The 19,625-nt window shown below is 68.0% G+C and carries 15 protein-coding genes; 13 read left to right on the forward strand and 2 right to left on the reverse strand.

Annotation, left to right across the window (positions count from 1 at the left end):
• Nucleotides 1–192 precede the first annotated feature (192 nt).
• The 3 genes from EV678_RS16540 to clpB all read left to right on the forward strand — a co-directional run bounded on the left by EV678_RS16540 (nt 193) and on the right by clpB (nt 6,035).
• Nucleotides 193–1,428, forward strand: a complete 1,236-nt coding sequence (locus EV678_RS16540; protein ID WP_328590239.1) for a methyl-accepting chemotaxis protein — start codon at nt 193–195, stop codon at nt 1,426–1,428.
• The gene (locus EV678_RS01755; RefSeq protein ID WP_130458292.1) at nt 1,425–3,380 is read left to right on the forward strand and encodes a putative bifunctional diguanylate cyclase/phosphodiesterase; all 1,956 of its coding nucleotides are present in this window, start codon (nt 1,425–1,427) and stop codon (nt 3,378–3,380) included. The genes EV678_RS16540 and EV678_RS01755 overlap by 4 nt, the downstream gene beginning before the upstream one ends.
• A gap of 69 nt (nt 3,381–3,449) precedes the next feature.
• On the forward strand, nt 3,450–6,035 hold the full coding sequence (gene clpB, locus EV678_RS01760; protein ID WP_130458293.1) for an ATP-dependent chaperone ClpB: 2,586 nt from the start codon (nt 3,450–3,452) through the stop codon (nt 6,033–6,035).
• A gap of 76 nt (nt 6,036–6,111) precedes the next feature.
• On the opposite strand, the gene EV678_RS01765 is transcribed toward clpB, so the two are convergent.
• Entirely contained in the window at nt 6,112–7,974 is a 1,863-nt protein-coding gene (locus tag EV678_RS01765) for a hypothetical protein (RefSeq protein WP_130458294.1), read from the reverse strand.
• A 375-nt stretch (nt 7,975–8,349) separates the two neighbouring features.
• On the opposite strand from EV678_RS01765, the gene EV678_RS01770 reads away from it, so the two are divergent.
• Nucleotides 8,350–8,766 carry a YkgJ family cysteine cluster protein gene (locus tag EV678_RS01770; RefSeq protein WP_130458295.1) on the forward strand — a complete coding sequence of 139 codons (417 nt, stop codon included), beginning with the start codon at nt 8,350–8,352 and terminating at the stop codon, nt 8,764–8,766.
• Between the two features lie 145 nt (nt 8,767–8,911).
• Here the strand turns inward: EV678_RS01770 and EV678_RS01775 are convergent, their stop codons facing one another.
• Nucleotides 8,912–10,960 (reverse strand): sensor histidine kinase, encoded by a 2,049-nt coding sequence (locus tag EV678_RS01775; protein ID WP_130458296.1) that lies wholly within the window; start codon nt 10,958–10,960, stop codon nt 8,912–8,914.
• A gap of 264 nt (nt 10,961–11,224) precedes the next feature.
• On the opposite strand from EV678_RS01775, the gene EV678_RS01780 reads away from it, so the two are divergent.
• From EV678_RS01780 to EV678_RS01815, 9 genes are all read left to right on the forward strand, one after another.
• Complete coding sequence (locus EV678_RS01780; protein WP_130458297.1) at nt 11,225–11,740, forward strand: sigma-70 family RNA polymerase sigma factor; 516 nt, start codon at nt 11,225–11,227, stop codon at nt 11,738–11,740.
• Nucleotides 11,727–12,662, forward strand: a complete 936-nt coding sequence (locus EV678_RS01785) for a FecR family protein (RefSeq protein ID WP_130458298.1) — start codon at nt 11,727–11,729, stop codon at nt 12,660–12,662. The genes EV678_RS01780 and EV678_RS01785 overlap by 14 nt, the downstream gene beginning before the upstream one ends.
• A gap of 102 nt (nt 12,663–12,764) precedes the next feature.
• Nucleotides 12,765–15,185 carry a TonB-dependent receptor gene (locus EV678_RS01790; protein ID WP_130458299.1) on the forward strand — a complete coding sequence of 807 codons (2,421 nt, stop codon included), beginning with the start codon at nt 12,765–12,767 and terminating at the stop codon, nt 15,183–15,185.
• Nucleotides 15,186–15,246: 61 nt separating this feature from the next.
• Nucleotides 15,247–16,212: an alpha/beta hydrolase gene (locus tag EV678_RS01795; RefSeq protein ID WP_130458300.1), complete on the forward strand. Its 966-nt coding sequence runs from the start codon at nt 15,247–15,249 to the stop codon at nt 16,210–16,212.
• A gap of 71 nt (nt 16,213–16,283) precedes the next feature.
• The gene (locus EV678_RS16015; protein ID WP_165397437.1) at nt 16,284–16,565 is read left to right on the forward strand and encodes an iron transporter; all 282 of its coding nucleotides are present in this window, start codon (nt 16,284–16,286) and stop codon (nt 16,563–16,565) included.
• The gene (locus EV678_RS01800; protein ID WP_014237230.1) at nt 16,562–18,070 is read left to right on the forward strand and encodes a PepSY-associated TM helix domain-containing protein; all 1,509 of its coding nucleotides are present in this window, start codon (nt 16,562–16,564) and stop codon (nt 18,068–18,070) included. The genes EV678_RS16015 and EV678_RS01800 overlap by 4 nt, the downstream gene beginning before the upstream one ends.
• Entirely contained in the window at nt 18,067–18,423 is a 357-nt protein-coding gene (locus tag EV678_RS01805) for a DUF3325 domain-containing protein (RefSeq protein ID WP_165397438.1), read from the forward strand. Before EV678_RS01800 ends, EV678_RS01805 begins: the two co-directional genes overlap by 4 nt.
• Before the next feature lie 45 nt (nt 18,424–18,468).
• Entirely contained in the window at nt 18,469–18,936 is a 468-nt protein-coding gene (locus tag EV678_RS01810; RefSeq protein ID WP_130458303.1) for a MarR family winged helix-turn-helix transcriptional regulator, read from the forward strand.
• Between the two features lie 172 nt (nt 18,937–19,108).
• On the forward strand, nt 19,109–19,534 hold the full coding sequence (locus EV678_RS01815) for an organic hydroperoxide resistance protein (protein ID WP_130458304.1): 426 nt from the start codon (nt 19,109–19,111) through the stop codon (nt 19,532–19,534).
• Nucleotides 19,535–19,625: the final 91 nt, after the last annotated feature.

Raw genomic sequence — 19,625 nt, forward strand, 5'->3', positions numbered from 1 at the left:
GGGAATCAGGTCCCGGGTGATACCGGGGCGAATCAAAGCGTCATAAATTCGTCCTGGTTGGAATCGGTGGCGGCCGGCAGGGCTGCCGGCCATGTTTGTGGCAGCCGCAAACCACCCCATCCCGGCGCGCAACTCCAGGAACCATCACCACGACCGTGGATGCGGGACAACAACAGCTCCCTGGAGGAATCATTGGAAGCATCACGCCTCTTCAAGCGCGGCATCCTGGCCTTTTTGTCCATCGCCGCCGCCACGGGGGCCGCCGTTTATGGCGGCCATGAAGCCTTTCACCGCTTTGCCGAAAATTCCCTGGGCCTGTCGGACCGGGTGGTGGATACCCTGGGTTCGATGTGCATCGTGGTCGTTGCCTTCTGCGTCCATTACGCCATCTCCCGCCTGTTCTACCGGGACTTCCTGCTCGGCTCCCGGGTGGCGGCCGAGCATCTGCAGCAGCGCTCCCGGGAGCGCCTGGCCTGCGCCGCCGAACTGGCCGGCCGGGTGCGGGAAGTGGGGCGGGTCGGCGAGCTGACGCGGGAGCAGCTGGGCCAGCTGGTGCAGATCACCGAAGGGGCGGCGCGGGACATCATCGTCCAGTGCGAGAACCTGGACGCCACCATGGGCGACCTCAAGCAGATGGTGTCCCAGGCCGACGAGCTGAGCGCCCGCCTGACGGAAGACACGGAGGCCCGCATGGCCCACAACCGCACCGTCATCTCCCGTCTCGAACAGTACATCGAAGAGCGGGTCAGCGAATCGGCGGAGGACCAGCAGCGCACCAGCCGGGTCATCGGCGAAACCCGGGCCCTGGGCGGCCTGGTGGAGGTGATCCGGCACATTTCCGGCCAGACCAACCTGCTGGCCCTGAATGCCGCCATCGAGGCGGCCCGGGCCGGGGAGGCGGGGCGCGGCTTCGCTGTGGTGGCCACCGAGGTGCGCAAGCTGTCGGGCGAGGTGGACCAGGCCGCCACCCAGATCCATGCCGGCATCTCGGCCATGGCCCAGAGCATCCAGTCCCAGTTCGAACACAAGCTGGCCGGCACCCACGTGGACGCGGAACGTACTTCCCTGCAGGCCATCACCGCCCAGCTGGAAGGGCTGGCCGAGGGCATCCAGCAGGCCATCAGCGGCGAGGCCAATTCGGTGCGCCTCATCTGCGACGGCGCCGCCATGCTGGACCAGGCCATTCTCCAGGTGATGAGCAGCATCCAGTTCCAGGACATCACCCGGCAGCAGATCGAACGCATCCAGGAGGGCATGCTGCGCATGGAGGACTACGTTCAGTCCCTGGTACTCCAGCTCGAATCCCTGGAGTCCCTGGAGGCCTGCCACCCCCGGGAGGAACCCCTGGACCAGCTGGTGCAGGGCCTCTATGCCAGCATCACCGGCGGCAGCAAGGCGCCGGCCGGCGGCCTGGTGGAACTCTTTTGAGCCCGGCGCCGAAATCCTCGGCGCCGGCCTGCTGCGCCAATCCCCTGCTGCGCCCCGGGCACCGCCAGGCCTGGCCCCTGGTGCTGCTCTACCTGTGTGCCGGCGGCGCCTTGCTGGCCCTGCTGCAGGGCGCGGCCGGCCTCTCCGACGGCGGTGCCGCCGTGCTGGTGCTGGGGAGTAGCGCCGCCGTGCTCTACCTGCTGCTCTACCGCAGCGGCACTCCCCGGGGGCTGGCGGCCTGCCGGGATTACGTGCATCGCCTCAACCTGGCCTCCGCCGTCTTCTCCGCCGCCCGGGAGGGCATCGTGGTGACCGACCTGGAGGGCCGGGTGGAAGCGGTGAATCCGGCCTTCTGCCAGATCACCGGCTACGGCGAGGCGGAACTGCAGGGCTTCAACCTGCGCCTGCTCAAGTCGGGCCGCCAGGACGGCGCCTTCTATCGCCAGCTGTGGCGCGACCTGCTGGAGAGCGGCCACTGGCAGGGGGAAATCTGGAACCGGCGCAAAAACGGCGAAACCTATCCCCAATGGCTGACCATCAGCACGGTGCGCGACGAGGCGCACCAGCCGGTCAGCTATGTGGGCGTGTTTCTCGACCTGTCGCCGATCCGGCGCTCCGAGCAGAAGCTGCTGCACCTGGCCCACCACGATCCCCTGACCGACCTGCCCAACCGCACCCTGTTCCTGGCCCGCCTGGAGCATGCCCTCAGCCTCTCGGCCCGGGAAGGCGGCAGCGGTGCCGTGCTCTTCCTCGACCTGGACCGCTTCAAGGACGTCAATGACAGCCTCGGCCATCCGACCGGGGACCGCCTGCTCTGTGCCGTGGCCGAGCGCTTGCGGCCCTGCCTGCGGGAGAGCGACACCCTGGCCCGTCTGGGCGGCGACGAATTCCTGCTCCTGCTGGAAACCGCGGCCACCCCGGAACGGGCCGCCGTGGTGGCGGAAAAGCTCCTGGAGCAACTGGCGGCACCGTTCCGTCTCGACGACAGGAGCGAGGTCTACGTCGGCGCCAGCATCGGCATCTGCCTTTATCCGGCGGACGGGGACAACGCCACCACCCTGATCCAGCATGCCGATTCCGCCCTCTACCAGGCCAAGGCGGCGGGGCGCCACACCTTCCGTTTCTACAGCGAAGCCCAGACCCGGCAGGCGGATGCGCGCCTGGCCCTGGAGGCGGCCCTGCGCCGGGGCCTGGAGAAGGAGGAGTTCCTGCTTTACTACCAGCCCCAGGTGGATCTTCGCACCGCCAGCCTGGAGGGGGTGGAGGCCCTGGTGCGCTGGAGCCTTCCCGGTGGCGAACTGGTGCCGCCGGCCCGCTTCATTCCCCTGGCGGAAGAAACCGGCCTGATCCTGCCCCTGGGGGAATGGGTGCTGCGCCAGGCCTGCCGCCAGATGCAGCAGTGGGTGGCGCGGGGCCTGCCGATCCGCCGGGTGGCGGTGAATCTCTCTTCCCGCCAGTTCCGCCAGGCCGACCTGCTGCAGCGCATCAACGCCATCCTGGCGGAGACGGGCCTGGCGCCCCGCTACCTGGAGCTGGAAATCACCGAAAGCCTGCTCATGGACAATTCGGCCCAGGTGGACGCCAAGCTGGAAGCCCTGGAGGCCATGGGCATCCGGCTTGCCATCGACGATTTCGGCACCGGCTATTCCTCCCTTTCCTACCTCAAGCGCTTCCCCCTGCACACCCTGAAGCTGGACCGCAGCTTCATCCGGGACATTGCCGACGACCCGGTCAGTTCCAACATCGTTGCCTCCATCATCGAGCTGGGTCAGCACCTCGATATGGACATCCTGGCAGAAGGGGTGGAGACCGACCAGCAGCGTGGCATCCTGCTGCAAAACGGCTGCCGCACCTGCCAGGGCTATCTGTTTTCCCATCCCCTGCCGGCCGAGGAACTGGAGGCCCGCTGGCTGCGGGCTGCCGCCGGCCATGAAGCGCGGCCCTGCAATTAGGGCGGCCAGGTAGTTGAAATCAAAGGGAGTGCCCCCATCTTCCGGTCAATCCATCGGAAAGGAGCTCCCATGCGCTTCGACAAATTCACCACCAAATTCCAGCAGGCCCTGGCCGACGCCCAGAGCCTGGCCATCGGCGCCGACAACCAGTTCATCGACCCGGCCCACCTGCTGCTGGCCCTGCTCAACCAGGACGACGGCGGCACTGCCTCCCTGCTGGCCCGGGCCGGCGTCAACGTGCCGCCCCTGCGCACCGCCCTGGAACAGGCCATCGCCCGCCTGCCCAAGGTGGAAGGCCACGGCGGCGACGTCACCGTCGGCCGCGACCTGACCAACCTGCTCAACCTCACCGACAAGGAAGCCCAGAAGCGGGGCGACCAGTTCATCGCCTCCGAGATGTTCCTGGTGGCCCTGACCGGCGACAAGGGTGAAACCTCCCGCATCGCCAAGCAATACGGTCTGGAGAAGAAACCCCTGGAAGCCGCCATCGACGCCGTGCGCGGCGGCCAGGGCGTGGACAGCCAGGAGGCCGAAGGCCAGCGCGAATCCCTGAAGAAATACTGCGTGGACCTCACCGAGCGGGCCGCCCAGGGCAAGCTGGACCCGGTGATCGGCCGGGACGACGAAATCCGTCGCGCCATTCAAATTTTGCAGCGCCGTACCAAGAACAACCCGGTGCTGATCGGCGAGCCCGGCGTCGGCAAGACCGCCATCGTCGAGGGCCTGGCCCAGCGCATCGTCAATGACGAGGTGCCGGAAACCCTGAAGGGCAAGAAGGTGCTGGTGCTGGACATGGCCGGCCTGCTGGCCGGCGCCAAGTACCGGGGCGAGTTCGAGGAGCGCCTCAAGGCCGTGCTCAACGACATCGCCAAGGATGAAGGCCGCATCATTCTCTTCATCGACGAAATCCACACCATGGTCGGCGCCGGCAAGGCCGAGGGCGCCATCGACGCCGGCAACATGCTGAAACCCGCCCTGGCCCGGGGCGAGTTGCACTGCATCGGCGCCACCACCCTGGACGAATACCGCAAGTACATCGAGAAGGATGCCGCCCTGGAGCGCCGCTTCCAGAAGGTGCTGGTGGACGAGCCTTCCGTGGAGGCCACCATCGCCATCCTGCGCGGCCTGCAGGAGAAGTACGAGCTGCACCACGGCGTGGACATCACCGACCCGGCCATCGTTGCCGCGGCAGAACTCTCCCACCGCTACATCACCGACCGCTTCCTGCCGGACAAGGCCATCGACCTCATCGACGAGGCCGCCGCCCGCATCAAGATGGAAATCGACTCCAAGCCGGAAGTGATGGACAAGCTGGACCGCCGCATCATCCAGCTGAAGATCGAGCGGGAAGCGGTGAAGAAGGAGAAGGACGAAGCCTCGAAGAAGCGCTTCGGCCTGATTGAGGACGAAATCGCCAAGCTGCAGAAGGAATATTCCGACCTGGAGGAAGTGTGGAAGGCCGAGAAGGCCCAGGTCCACGGCGCCGCCCACGTCAAGGAAGAGATCGACAAGATCAAGGCCGAGATCGCCAAGCTGCAGCGCGAAGGCAAGCTGGAAAAGGTGGCCGAGCTGCAATACGGCAAACTGCCCCAGCTCGAAGCCCAGCTCAAGGTGGCCGAGAAGGCCAGCGAAGGCGGACAGCAGCAGAACAAGCTGCTGCGTACCCAGGTGGGCGCCGAGGAAATCGCCGAAGTGGTGAGCCGGGCCACCGGCATTCCCGTTTCCAAGATGATGCAGGGCGAGCGGGACAAGCTCTTGAAAATGGAAGACCGCCTGCACCAGCGGGTGGTGGGCCAGGACGAGGCCGTGCGCCTGGTGTCCGACGCCATCCGCCGCTCTCGCGCCGGCCTCTCCGATCCCAACCGGCCCTACGGCTCCTTCCTCTTCCTCGGCCCCACCGGCGTCGGCAAGACCGAGCTGTGCAAGGCCCTGGCCGAGTTCCTCTTCGATTCGGAAGAGCACCTGATCCGCATCGACATGAGCGAGTTCATGGAGAAGCATTCCGTGGCCCGCCTCATCGGCGCGCCTCCGGGCTACGTCGGCTACGAGGAAGGCGGCACCCTGACCGAAGCGGTGCGACGCAAGCCCTATAGCGTGATCCTGCTGGACGAGGTGGAAAAGGCCCACCCGGACGTCTTCAACGTGCTCCTGCAGGTGCTGGACGACGGCCGCATGACCGACGGCCAGGGCCGCACGGTGGACTTCAAGAACACCGTGATCGTCATGACCTCCAACCTGGGCAGCCAGATGATCCAGCAGATGGCCGGCGACGATTACCAGCTGATCAAGCTGGCGGTGATGGGCGAGGTGAAGAGCTACTTCCGCCCCGAGTTCATCAACCGCATCGACGAGGCCGTGGTCTTCCACAGCCTGGACGAGAAAAACATCCGCAACATCGCCCGCATCCAGCTCGGCTATCTGGAAAAGCGCGTGGCCCAGCTGGAAATGCGCCTGGAGGTGGCCGATTCCGCCCTGGACGAACTGGCCAAGGCCGGCTTCGACCCCATCTTCGGCGCCCGCCCGCTGAAGCGGGCCATCCAGCAGCACATCGAGAACCCGCTGGCCAAGCAGATTCTCGAAGGCAACTTCGGCCCCAAGGACACCATCCTGGTCAGTTGCGACGAGGGCGGGGTGATGCGCTTTGCCAAGGGCTGAGCTCCGGCATTGACCTTGGTTGCAAAGAAAAAGGCGGCACCGGGCAATCCGGTGCCGCCTTTTTTTCGGGGAAGGTTCAGTTGCTGCGGATCGCGAATTCCCGTCCTTCGTAGGCGCCCTGCATGTTGTGGATACGCCTGCCGGTGGTTCGCAGCACGGCCATGGATAACTCCTCGTACTGTGTTCCGGTCGGTTCGTAGGCGTGGTGGGTACCCAGGGACATGATGCGGGCATCGCCCGTGCCCTGAACAGTTGATGATTTGTAGCCGCTGAGCAGTACGGCAACGATCTTTACGCCGGCGTCCGCCTGTACCTGCCACGTCACCGATTCGTAGGAACTCAGCACCAGTACCAGGGGGCGTCCGGTGTTGTGCACCCGGACCGGGATGGCCGGCACTTCACCCGCTCTTTGCCGGGGGGAGCGGATGCCCTGGTAGACGCCAATGGCTTCGATTCTGGCGTTGCCCGGCAGACCGGCCAACACTGGCGCCGAGCCGGCGGATGGCGGAGCAGGAGGCTGGGGCCGGGAGAGAGACAAAGTGCCAGATTCAGGTGGGAGAGGATATTGCATGGAATCCATCTGGCGCTGTATCTGGGCCATGCGCCGGTCGGCAGCGAATTGGTCCACCCCAATGGGGTCGCCAGCCGCCACGGCTTCGTAGCGCGTGATCCGGTCGTTGTTGAATACCAACAGGGCCTTGAGTGCCGGCACGTAGGTCAGATCACCGCTGGCCGGGCTTTCCAGGGGGGTCAGGTTTCCAGCCGAGAGGGTGTAGAGATAGTCCCGGTAAGGGCTGGAGGTGGCGGAGGCGGGAGTGATGAGCCGCAGCATGACCTTGTCCGCGTCTTCAGTGGCGACAACCATCTGGACCGAACTTCCCGGTCCCAGGTCCACTGCTTTGGTGCTCATGCTTTCCGTATCCAGTACCGTCAGCCCGGCCTGCGCGGGAGCAACGAGGAATCTGCCGTCCGCGGTCTGGGCGGGGGACTCCCGGCCCCAGCTGTTGTATGCAGCCTTGCCCTCACTGACCAGGGTGGCCGTGGTGTTGCCGTCCCGGCTGACAATTTCCACCTTGGACATACCCTTGTCCGTGTAAAGAATGAACTGTCCGGGTGCGTCTGGCACGTTGTAGGCCGCCATGACCCTGGAGAAGGGCAGTTCCGTTTCCCGGCCGTCGCGGAAGTTCACCAGCAGGGCCCGCAGCCGGTTATTGACCTGGCGGGAATAGATGGCTTGTTCCCGGTCCAGCCAGATCAGGATGCCGTTGAGAACCCCCGACAACTGGCCGATCTCCTCGCCGCTTTCGGCGTTGCGGAAACGCATCTGCTGGCTGGCTTCGCTAGTTGTTACTACCCGGCCGTTGAAGGAGATCCGGACTTTGGCGTTATCGTTGATCTTGTCCTTGCGAATCAGCTGACCCGATCCCACATCCACCACCTGCAAGGCTCCGGCCGTCCCGGTCAGAGCCACCACGCCGGCCTCCCGGGCGAAGGCGCCACCGCTCAGCCTGTCTTCGCTGACGATGAAGCGGGGCGCTGCAGCGGGAACGGGACGCAGGGCCGGCTTTGCCAGTTCGAGGCCCACCCGCAGCAGAACCAGCCACTGGCCGATGGATTCATCCTGCTCGCGAAAGCAGGTCAGATCGTTGAGTTTGCTCCGTACCTCATCGAGGGAGGCATACCAGGCCGGTGCGTAATCCTTGCTGCAGGTCAGAGCCCGCAGGGTCAGACGTCGTTCCCATTCCTGCTCGAAGCGCTTCTTGGCACCGCTGCCCAGTTGCTCCTCCAGCACCCCTCGCGCTTTCAACACTTCACCCGGTAGGGTGAATGCCGCATTCACCTTGCCCTGGGCGTTGAAGGGATAGCGGCCGCAGCCGGGCAGGCAGGCCAGCAGGAGCAGGGCGGCGGCACCGATGCCGAAACGTTGCAGGAATTTCATGTCTTACCCCAAAGGATGTGGCGATGACCAGGCTGGAGCAGATTCGCTCTGGCTGTGGCAGGTATCTAATTTGGATATTGTAATGGCATACGAACGGGGGTGGGAGTGGGGCGGATACCGGCGACGATGCACCAATGCAGGTGGTGCCGCGCCTGACGTAGACATCGCCGTCTTGCTGCCTGCGGGCCGGCCCCGAGTGTCGTGATGTGGCGGATGTGTCGGGGGGCTTATCAAGGGCGCCGAGTTTTTTTAAACTGCCCGTCCCCGGCCCTCCTGTCCGGTTGCCAACCCACGGTGGGCAACGGAGGTGGTGCGGCGGGGGCCATTTCCATCCATCTTTTGCTTGTGCCGGCCCGGGCGGGCCGGGAGAACGACATGCCCCAGATCAGCATTCGCACCGAGGACGACCGGGTTTTCTACGACATGGCGGGGAACGACCATCCCTGCGTCGGCTGCGGCTGTTGCTGCAAGTTCTTTCGCGTTTCCTTCTACCACGGGGAGCTGGATACCCAGCCCGGCGGCTATGTGCCGGAAGCCCTGACGTCGTCCCTGACGCCCTTCCGCGCCTGCATGAAGGGCACGGAGTCGGGGGAGGGGCGCTGCATCGCCCTGCAGGCGGACAATCGCTGCGGTATCTACGACAACCGGCCTTCGGTGTGCCGGGAGTTTCCGGCCCTGCTGGAGGACGGCAGCCTCAATCCGGAATGCGTGCGCCTGAAGCGCCTCTTCAGCCTGCCCATTCCCGGGGAAGCGCCGGGTCCGTCCGGGGATGACACACAGCGGGCTGCCTAGCCCGCTTTTTTTTGCGCCGGATTTTCCCCCGGGGCATGCCCGGGGAGGCAGATGGGGCGGCCATTGTGGCCGACCCATGCCGGAGATGGGCGTGCTTGCTTGATCCTGGGGCAGGGTGCCGGGGGGCAACCGGCCCGGCGGTATTTCAGTGGGCCGGGTCCCGCAGCTCGGGCACGGCGCGGCGGGCCTCCCGCAGGCAGCGCAGGGCGGTGTCGAAGTCGATGCTGTCGATGGCCTCGTCGCAGGCCCGGGCGCCGGGGCCGAGGGCGGCGTGGAGCAGGGGGGTGTAGCGCTTCCACAGGGTCTGGGCCTGGAAGTTGTCGGCGGCCAGGAGGGCTTCCAGTTCGGCCAGCACGTGGCGTACCCGCTGCCAGTCGCCGGCGCCGAGAACCCCGGGGTTCTCGTCCACTGCCCCCAGGGGCAGGGTGAACCAGAAGGTGCTGCCGTCGCCCGGGGCGGAGGTGCAGCCGATCTCGCCCAGCATCAGGGCCACCAGGCGCTTGCACAGGGCCAGGCCGAGGCCGGCGCCGCCGTAGCGGCGGGTGCTGGAATTGTCGCCCTGGTTGAAGATCTGGAAGAGGTTGTCCCGCAGTTCGGGGGCGACGCCGATCCCCTGGTCGCTGACCTCGAAACGCACCCGCACGTTGCCGTCGTCGCTGGGCACCCGGTGGGCCCGCAGGATCACCGGCCCCTGTTCGGAGAACTTGATGGCGTTGTCGAGCAGGCCGTTGAGCACCTGGCGGATGCGCTCCGGGTCGCCGTGCAGGCGGGCCGGCAGGGCCGGGTCGCTCACCACCTGGACGCCGATGCCCTTGGCCGCCGCCGCTTCGGCCAGGCCCTGGCGGGCCTCCTCCAGCAGCTCGGCCAGGCCGAAGTCGCGCAGGGCCAGGGTGATCTTGCCGCTCTCGATGCTGGAGACGTCGAGGATGGAGTTGATCAGTTCCAGGAGGCGCTGGGAGGCCTGTTCCACCTTGTGCAGATGGTCCTGGCCCCGGGGGCCCTGGACTTCCCGCTGCAGGATGGTGGTGAAGCCCATGATGTGGTTGAGGGGGGTGCGCAGTTCGTGGCTCATCTTGGCCAGGAAGGTGCTCTTGGCCCGGTTCGCCGCCTCCGCCTCGTCGGCCCGCTCCGCCAGTTCCGTGGCCAGGCGGGTGCGTTCCTCCAGCAGGGTCTCCAGCTCGGTGCCGATGCGTTTGCGCACCGCCAGGTCGGCCCGCAGGCGCTCGGCGGAGCGGTACATGAGCCAGGCGGCCAGGCCGATGGCCAGCACGGCCAGGGCCGCCAGGCCGCCCAGGATCAGGCTGTGCTCCTGCCAGCCGCCCAGGTAGTCCCGGCTGGCCATGCCGACGATGACGTAGAAGGGGTAGGACTCCAGGCGGCGGTAGGCATTGTTGCGTTCGACGCCGTCCAGGCTGGTGCGGGCCAGGTACTGGCCGTCCGTCGGGTGCCGGCGCAGCATGTCCAGCAGTTCCTGGGAAACCTCCCGGCTGCCGACGGCGTTGCGGGTGCTCGGATAGCGGTGCACCAGAGCCAGGTCGGCGGTGCGGATGGAAGCCGCGCCCTGGGGGCCGAGGCTGACGGAGGCGAGGATGCGCTCGAAATGCACGGTGGGGATGGCGGCATAGACCACGCCGGCGAAGGTGCCGTCCGGGGCCTCGATGCGGCGGGAAAGGGTGACCACCCATTGCTTGGCAATGCGTCCCATGAGGGGACCGGCAATGATCAGTTCGCTGGCGCTGCCGTCCCGGGCCCGCAGGAAGTACTCCCGGTCCCCCAGGTTGACCGGGCCGCCGCCGGGAATGCCGGCACCGTAGCGCACCACGCCGTCCCGGTCGATGATGCGCAGGCTGATGATCTCGGGCACCAGGGCCTGCTGCCGTTCCAGATAGAGCTTCAGTTCCAGGGGCCGCACCTTGCCGCCGGCCAGCTGCTCCTGGTACTGGGCCACCGTCGATTGCAGCACCACGTCGATCTTGTCGAAGACGCTGCTCAGGTGCAGGTCCAGCATGTGGGAGACGTTCTGGGTCGCCACCTCGGCCCGCTCCCGATAGCGGATGCGCTCCTCCCAGATGGCCATGGCGGCCAGGGACACCACCAGGGTGGCGATGATCAGGGCCACCAGGGCATGGGGCAGCCAGCGCGGCATGTCGGCACCCGGGGCCTCGACGGCGGGAATCTTGGCTGGAGCATTCATGGCTGGTGGGGTCCCGGTGAGTGATGCGGTGGCTGATGACGTCGGTTTATTCTGGGGCCTGGATGCCTTCCGAACAAGAGGCGGGGAGGGGCGGTGCCAGGTGCCGCCGATGCCCCGGCCCCGATGGCGGCGGGAGTCGGCCCCCCGGGCGGCGCTTGCATCTTGCTACATATTTGAGAATAATTCGCATCTAGCCAGCAGTGAGTGCCTTACTCCGCGCCAGCCACGTTTTCCGTCCACCTGGCTTTCCCGCGGAGTTCCTGCATGCACGTCGCTTCTTCGACCGAGTCCCTCGACCATCTCTACCGGTCCCATCACGGCTGGCTGTTCGGCTGGCTGAGAAAGAAGACGGGCTGCCGCGACCACGCCGCCGACCTGGCCCAGGACACCTTCCTCAAGCTGCTGGCCCTGCCGGAAATGCCGGCCCTGCGGGAGCCCCGCGCCTACCTGCTGGTGACGGCCAACCGCCTGCTGATCAACCTGCACCAGCGCTCCCGGGTGGAGCGGGAAACCCTGCAGGCCCTGGTCCTGCTCCTGGAGCCGGACAGCGAGCCCAGCCCCGAACACATCGTCGCCATGCGCCAGCTGCTGCGCCAGGTGCTGCTCATGCTCTCCGAGGAACTGGAGGAAAAGCCGCGCCGCGCCTTCCTCCTGGCCCGGCTGGAAGGCCTTTCCTACGCCGATATCGCCGCCGAGCTGCAGGTCTCCGAAAGCAGCGTCAAGCAGTATCTGGCCAAGGCCCTGGCCCATTGCCACGGGAGGCTCTATGGCCACCTGTGAGCGGGAGGAACTGGCCGCCATCCGGGAGGCCGCGGCCGCCTGGGTGGTGCGCCTGGCCGACGAACTGGAGGAGACGGGGGAGGGCGATGCCGGCGGCGAGGCGCAGCGGGACTTCCAGGCCTGGCTGCGGGCCGACCCCCGCCACCAGGAGACGTTCCGCCAGATCCGCCTGATGTGGGACGCCCTGGAACAGCCCCTGCCCCGGGCCGCCCCGGCCCGCCGGCCGCTGCTGCTGGGGGCCGCCTCCCTGCTCGGCCTCTGTCTGCTGTTCCTGGGCCACGGCCAGCACTGGCTGGCAGACGAGCGCAGCGGCATCGGCGAGGTGCGGCAGCTGACCCTGACGGACGGCTCCCGCCTGACCCTGGACAGCGGTTCCGCCGTGGATCTGGATTTTTCCGGCACGGAGCGCCGGGTGCGCCTCCTGGCCGGTCGGGTCCTGGCCCAGGTAGCCCACGACCCGGCGGGCCGCCCCTTCCGGGTGGTGAGCGAGGAGGGCACGGCCCAGGCCCTGGGCACCCGCTATGTGGTGGATCGCAGCGGCGACGGCACCCTGGTCAGCGTCATCGAATCCTCCGTCGCCGTGCGGGCCGCCCGGGGCGGCGCCAGCGTCACCCTGGGACCGGGCCAGGCCCTGCGCCTGGGGCCGGGCGGCACGGCCGAGCCCCTGGCGGCGGCACCGGCGGCCGACAGCTGGGAGCGGCACCGCCTGATTTTCGACAACGCTCCCCTGGACGAGGTCCTGGCCCAGCTCAACCGCTATTTCCCCGGCCACCTGCATGCCGGCGGCGACGATCTGGCCCGCCTGCGCTTTACCGGCGCCCTGCCGGCGGACGATGTGGACAAGGCCCTGCGCCTGCTGGCCGAGGTGCTGCCCCTGCGGGTGGAGCGCCACTCCCGCTGGCTGATCCGGGTCCGTACCTGAAAATTTTTCAAAATATTTTGCCCGGGGACTGCCCGATTCCGTTTCTCGCCGGTCATGGAAAGTGAAAGCCACTTTTTTTCGACCGTCTTTTCAGGAGTCTGCATGTCCCAACCAGCCCAGCGTCCCGGCCGCCGACAGGCCCGGCCCGCCTTCCGTCTCACCGCCCTGGCCCTCGCCCTCTGCTGTGCCGGGCCCCTGTGGGCCGATCCGGCCGCCGGCAAGGCCGGCATCCACCTGCAACAGCCGGCCCAGCCCCTGGGCCAGGCCCTGTCCCAGCTGGCGGCCAAGACCGGCCTGCTGCTGGGGGTGGATGCCAGCCTGGTGGCCGGCAAGACCGCCCCGGCCCTGGACGGCTGGTTTGCCCCCGATGCGGCCCTGGTCAAACTCCTCGCCGGCAGCGGCCTGGAAGCCGTGCCCGGCAGCGACGGCACCTACACCCTGCGCCGCCTGCCGGCCCGCAGCGAGGCCGCCCTGCCGGAAGTGAAGGTCACCGCCAGCGGCGACTACCTTTCCCTGCCGACCCCCTACGCCGGTGGCCAGGTGGCCCGAGGCGCCCGCCTGGGCATGCTGGGCAACCGGGACGTGATGGACACGCCCTTCAACATCACCGCCTATACCGCCGACGTGGTGGAAAACCAGCAGGCCCGCACCGTGGCCGACGTGCTGGCTAACGAGCCCTCCGCCCGTTACACCGTTTCCGCCGGCCACCTCTACGAGAACTTCCGCCTGCGCGGCTTCGACGTTTTCGCCGGCGACCTGTCGGTGAACGGCCTCTTCGGCATGACGCCCCAGGGCCACGTGCCGGTGGAGTTCCTGGAGCGGGTGGAAGTGCTGAAGGGCCCCGGCGCCATGTTCACCGGCATGCCTCCCGGCGGCGGTGTCGGCGGCGTGGTGAACCTGGTGACCAAGCGGGCGGCGGACGATCCCCTGACCCGGGTGACCGTGGACTACACCTCCGATTCCCAGATCGGCACCCATCTGGACCTGGGCCGCCGCTTCGGCCCCGCCAAGCAGATCGGCCTGCGGGTCAATGCAGCCCACCGGGAAGGGGACACCACCACCGACGGCCAGCAAAAGAAGCGTGATTTCCTCTCCGTCGGCGCCGATTACCGGGGCGAGGCCCTGGTGTTGTCCGGCGACTTCTACTACAGCAAGGAGGAAATGAAGGGCGGCACGCCGGCCTCCGCCTACTGGTTCGCCGATTCCCTGCCGTCCCCCCTCAGCGCGCCCGATGCCAAGCAGAACCTGTTCCCCGGCGCCTACGGCACCCTGGAGAACATGGGCCTGATGCTGCGGGCCGACTACGAGATCAACGACAAGCTTTCCGTCTACGGCTCCCTGGGCACCCAGCATTACGACTACTGGGGCTTCATCAACGGCACCCATGCCCGCAACATCCAGGCCAACGGCAATTTCACCGGGGTGCTCACCGGCCAGTACGGCTTCAGCGATTCCGTCGCCTCCGAGATCGGCCTCAAGGGCCGCTTCAAGACCGGCGACGTGGGCCACGACGTGGTGGTGAGCACCTCCGGCCTGCTGCAGGAAAGCGGTTCCCTGACCAAGTCCGGCACCAGCTTCGCCTCCAACATCTACAACCCGGCGGCGGCCAACGTCGGCACCTTGCCCCGTAGCGCGCGCAAGACCGGCGAAACCACCCTGACCAGCCTGGCCATTGCCGACACCCTCTCCTTTCTCGACGAGAAGGTGCTGCTGACCCTGGGCCTGCGGGACCAGCGGGTGCGCACCCGCAACTTCAACGGCACCACCGGGGTGCAGACCTCCAGCTACGACAAGAGCGCCGTGACGCCCTCCGTCGGCCTGGTGGTGAAGCCCTGGGCGGCGCCGGTGTCCCTCTACGGCAACTACATCGAAGGCCTGAGCAAGGGCGACACGGTCACCGACGTCACCGCCACCAACTACGGCCATACCTTCGCTCCCTACAAGACCGAGCAGAAGGAAGTGGGGGTGAAGTGGGAAGCGGGCAAGTTCGCCAACACCGTCTCCCTTTTCGAGCTGACCAAGCCGGGCATGATGAAGGTGGGCAATGCCTACACCGACGGCCAGGAACGTCGCCACCGCGGCATCGAGTGGAACACCTTCGGCGAGGTGAGCCGCAATGTGCGCCTGCTGGGCGGAGCCACCTACACCAAGGCGGAGCTGACCCGCACCCAGAACGGCACCTATGACGGCAACACCGCCATCGGGGTGCCCGAGTGGCAGGCCACCCTGGGCTCCGAATGGGATACGCCCTGGGTGAACGGCCTGACCCTGACCGGCCGCCTGACCTACAACGGCAAGTTCTACCTGAACGCAGCCAACACCCACCAGCTGCCGGCCTGGACCATCCTGGACCTGGGCGCCCGCTACACGACCCGGGTGGCCGAGCAGAAGGTGGTGTTCCGCGCCAACGTGAACAACGTCTTCGACAAGAACTACTTCTCCGGCAGCTTCTCCGACAGCTATTCCATGGCCACCATCGGCGCGCCCCGCAGCGTCAGCCTGTCGGCCTCGGTGGACTTCTGAGTCCGTTCCTCCCGCCCCCGGGCCGTGGCAATGGCCGGGGGCTCTTTTTTTCGAGGCATCCATGCAATCTATGAGCTTGTTGTCCCTGCGCCTGGGCCGCGGTCTCCTCCTGGGCCTGCTGCTGGCGCCCCTGCTGCCCCTGGGCGGTAGCCCGGCCCTGGCTCGCGACGAGACCGCCTGGCGTCCGGTGGAACTGCCCCAGTCCCTGCAGCGGGACGTGACGTCCCGCCATACCGGCCGCACCTACCGGATTTTCGTCGCCAAGCCGGCCGGGGCCGCCCCTGCTGCCGGCTACCCGGTGCTCTACGCCCTGGACGGCAATACGGCCTTTCCCACCCTGTCGGTGGTGGCCCGGCGCATGGCCGAGCGTGCCGCCGTCACCGGCGTGCCGCCCACCCTGGTGGTGGCCATCGGCTATCCGGGTTCCGCCGACGAGGCGGTGACGGCCCGGGCCGACGACTACACGCCGCCCCTGCCGCCCGGCCGGCCCAAATCCGAGCGGGGCGGCGAGCGTCAGGGCGGCGCCGACCGCTTCCTGGCCTTCATCGAGGAGGAGCTGAAGCCCCTCATCGCCGCCGAGTTCCCGGTGGATCCGGCGCGCCAGGGCCTGTTCGGCCATTCCTACGGCGGCCTGTTCGCCCTGCACGTGCTGTTCACCCGGCCCCAGGCCTTCCACACCTACGTCGCCGCCAGTCCCTCGGTCTGGTACGGCGACCGCTACCTGCGCCTGGAGCGGGAGCAGCTGGCCGCCGGCGCCCGCCGCCAGGCCCAGGTGCTGATCACCGTCGGCGCCCGGGAGGACGATCCGCCCAGCGACAACCCGGATTCGCCCCGGGCCCGCCTCCTGGCCAGCCGCCCCATGGTCACCGACGCCCGGGAGATGGGCCTGTGGCTGGCCGGCGGCGCCCGCCTGGCCGGGCCGGTGCGCTACGAGGTGCTGGCCGGGGAGAACCACGGCTCGGTGATCCTGCCCTCCCTGACCCGGGCCCTGGCCTTCCTCGGCGATCCCGAGGCCATGGCGCCCTGAGGCCGCCCATTGCCGTGTTCGCCCTTTCCTTCGCCAACCGGGGCCCCTGGCCCCTTTTCGGATGCATTGCCATGCGTATCTACCAATCCTGGACCCAGGTCCTGAGCCGCGTTCTGGCGGCCGGCCTGGGGGGCTACGCGGCCGCCTGGGCCCTGGTCTTCGCCCTGGGGGTGTGGCTGCCCCTGGCCCGGGTCAGCCTGTGGTTCCTCATGGGCCAGATCCTGCCCGTCCCCCTGCTGCTGGCCCTGCTGTGGGCCTTTGCCGCCTCCAGCGCCGCCCGGGCCTGGGGCTGGCTGCTGGCCCTGGCGGCCCTGCTGGCCGGCCTCGGCTACCTGGGAAAGGTGCTGTCATGAAGGCCCCCACGTTCACCCAGTCCATGTCCTGGCTGCACACCTGGAGCGGTCTCCTCTTCGGCTGGCTGCTGGTGCCCATATTCTTCACCGGCACCCTGGCCGTGTTCGAGCCGGAGATCAGCCACTGGATGCGGCCGGAAATCCGCCATGCCCCGGCCGAGCCGGCCCGGGCCCTGGCGGTGGCCGAGGCCCGCCTGCGTCAGGTGGGTGAGGGGGCGCCCATCTGGCGCGTGCAGATGCCCTCGTCCCGCCAGCCGGCGGTGGGCATCGTCTGGGGCAACCGGGAGCAGACCCGGGAGGAAGTCCTGCATCCGGTAAGCGGCGAGGTGCTGCCGGTGCGGGCCACGGAAGGGGGGCATTTCTTCACCCACTTCCACGCCGAACTGGATGCGGGCAAGGTGGGGCGGGCCATCGTCTGCCTGGTGGGGCTGGTGATGCTGGCGGCCCTGATCAACGGCATCGTGGTGCACAAGAAGATATTCCAGGACTTCTTCACCTTCCGCCCCCAGTCCTCGGCCCAGCGCAGCTGGCTGGACGCCCACAACGTCCTCGGCGTCCTCGGCCTGCCCTTTCTCCTGCTCATCACCTATACCGGCGTGGTGATCCTGGTGGACAGCTACCTGCCCGCCGCCACCTACCATTTCTACGACGGCAAGGCCGGCGGCCCCCGGGGCGACGTGGTGCGCAGCTTCGAGCGCCGGCCGGCGGGTGTGGCGGCGCCCCTGCCGTCCCTGGCGCCCCTGCTGCAGGAGGCGGAGACGGTCCTGGGCGCCGGCCATGTGGGCTGGATCGGCATCCGCGCCCCCGGCGACCGGGAAGCCACGGTGCAGTTCATGCGCCATCTGGACGACCGCCTCGGCGCCGTCGCCGACCACATCACCTTCGCCGCGGTGAGCGGCTGGGAACTGGGGCGTCAGACCGAGTGGAACCCGGTGGCCTACGCCTTCCGCACCCAGGTCGGGCTGCACCTGGTCCATTTCGGCGGCTATCCGGCCCAGTGGCTGTATTTCCTTTCCGGCCTGGCCGGCACCGCCATGATGGCGGTGGGGCTGGTGCTGTTCACCATCAAGCGGCGCAAGCGTCCCGGCCATGAATTCGGGGCCGCCACGGCCCGGGTCTATGGCGCCATCGAAAGCCTCAACGTGGCCACCGTGGCCGGGGTGATGCTGGCCAGCGCCGCCTTCCTCTGGGCCAACCGGCTGCTGCCGGCGGACCTGGCGGAGCGGGCGGCCTGGGAGATCGGCGCCTTCTTCGCCGTGTGGGCCCTGACCCTGGTCCATGCCGGCCTGCGTGCCCCCGGCGCGGCCTGGCGCGGGCAGCTCTACGCCGCCGGCCTGGCCTGGGCCCTGCTGCCCCTGTGCGACGTGGCCGGCGCCCCGGGGCTGCTGGATGCCATGCGCCTGGGGGTGGATCTGACCGCCCTCGTCGGCGGCCTGGCCCTGGTCTATCTGGGATGGCGGGTGAGCCGCCGTTTTGCCGCCGCAGCGGCCAAGGAGGCAGCATGAACATTTCCTGGTTGCACGCCGCCGCCAGTCTCGGCCTGGCCTATCTGGGCATGCTGGGCCTGTGCCTGGGCATGGCCCGCCACTACCGGCAGCGCTACCACCATCCCCTGACACCGGGACGGGGCCGGGTCCTGCGCCTGGCCGGCTGGAGCGGCTGCCTGCTGGCCCTGGCGCCCTGCCTTGCGGGCTGGGGCGCGGCCCAGGGCGTGGTGCTGTGGATCGGCCTGCTCTCCGCTGCGGCCACCGGCCTGGTGTTCCTGCTGGCTTGGCGGCCGCCCTGGTGCACCCGGGGCGGCGCCCTGGCCGCGCTGGCGGTGCTGGCCTGGCTGGGGAGTCTGGCGTCCGGAGGCTAATAAAAGTGCTTGCAATTAAATAGCGCGCTATTTAATATAGGCGCCATGGATGACAAGCCCAACAACACCACCCCGCCAAGCCCGGCCTCCCTGCTGCTGCAGAACCAGTTCTGCTTCAGCCTGTATGCCACCACCCTGGCCATGCAGAAGGTCTATCGCAAGGTGCTGGGCCCCCTGGGTCTGACCTATCCCCAGTACCTGGTGATGCTGGTGCTGTGGGAGCGGGACGGCCTCACCGTGTCCGAGATCGGTGAGCCCCTGGGCCTGGATTCGGCCACTCTGACGCCCCTCTTGAAGCGCCTGGAGACGGCGGGCCTGCTCAGCCGCAGCCGGGCCGCCAGCGACGAGCGCCAGGTGGTGGTGAGCCTGAGCCAGGCGGGGCGGGATCTGCGTCGCCAGGCCGAGGCCGTGCCCGCCGCCATGCTCTGCGCCGCCGCCTGTTCCACCGACGAGCTGGGCCGGCTCAAGGGCGAACTGGACGACCTGCGCCGGCGGCTGCAGGCCTACGGCTGAGGGCTGGAGATGGCGTGAAGCGCCGCTGCAAGAGGGCCTCCCGGCCCTTTTCTTCCGGCAAATATATAGCGCGCGATTAAATAGCGATGCTTGATGATTTTCATGGGCGGCGATGCGCCCGGACCGTTCCGAAGTCGTCGCAGGCAGTTCCCACTTTTCTAGGAGAAAGACCATGTCGATCGAAAAAGTGCTGTACCGGGCCCAGGCCCAAGTCACCGGCGGCCGTGACGGCCGTGCTGTCGGCGCCGACGGCCATCTGGAGTTGTCCCTGAGCACGCCCAAGGAACTGGGCGGGGCCGGCGGTGCCGGCACCAATCCGGAGCAGCTTTTCGCCGCCGGCTATTCGGCCTGCTTCATGGGCGCCATGAAATTCGTCGCCGCCCGGGACAAGATCGCCTTCCCGGCCCAGGCCAGCATCGAGGGCCTGGTGGGCATCGGCGTCATCCCCGCCGGTTTCGGCATCGAGGTGGAACTGCGCATCGCCCTGCCGGGCCTGGAGCGGCAGGCGGCCGAGGAACTAGTGGCCAAGGCCCATCAGGTGTGCCCCTATTCCAACGCCACCCGGGGCAATATCGACGTCACCCTGACCCTGGTCTGAGGGTCTCGCGGGGCGGCGTTGCCGCCGCAGCAAAGCAGCCGCCGCGGCCTGGCCGTCGGCGGCTTTTTCATGGCCGCTTGGATGGGGTGGC

This window comes from Azospira oryzae (assembly GCF_004217225.1).
Classification (GTDB): domain Bacteria; phylum Pseudomonadota; class Gammaproteobacteria; order Burkholderiales; family Rhodocyclaceae; genus Azospira; species Azospira oryzae.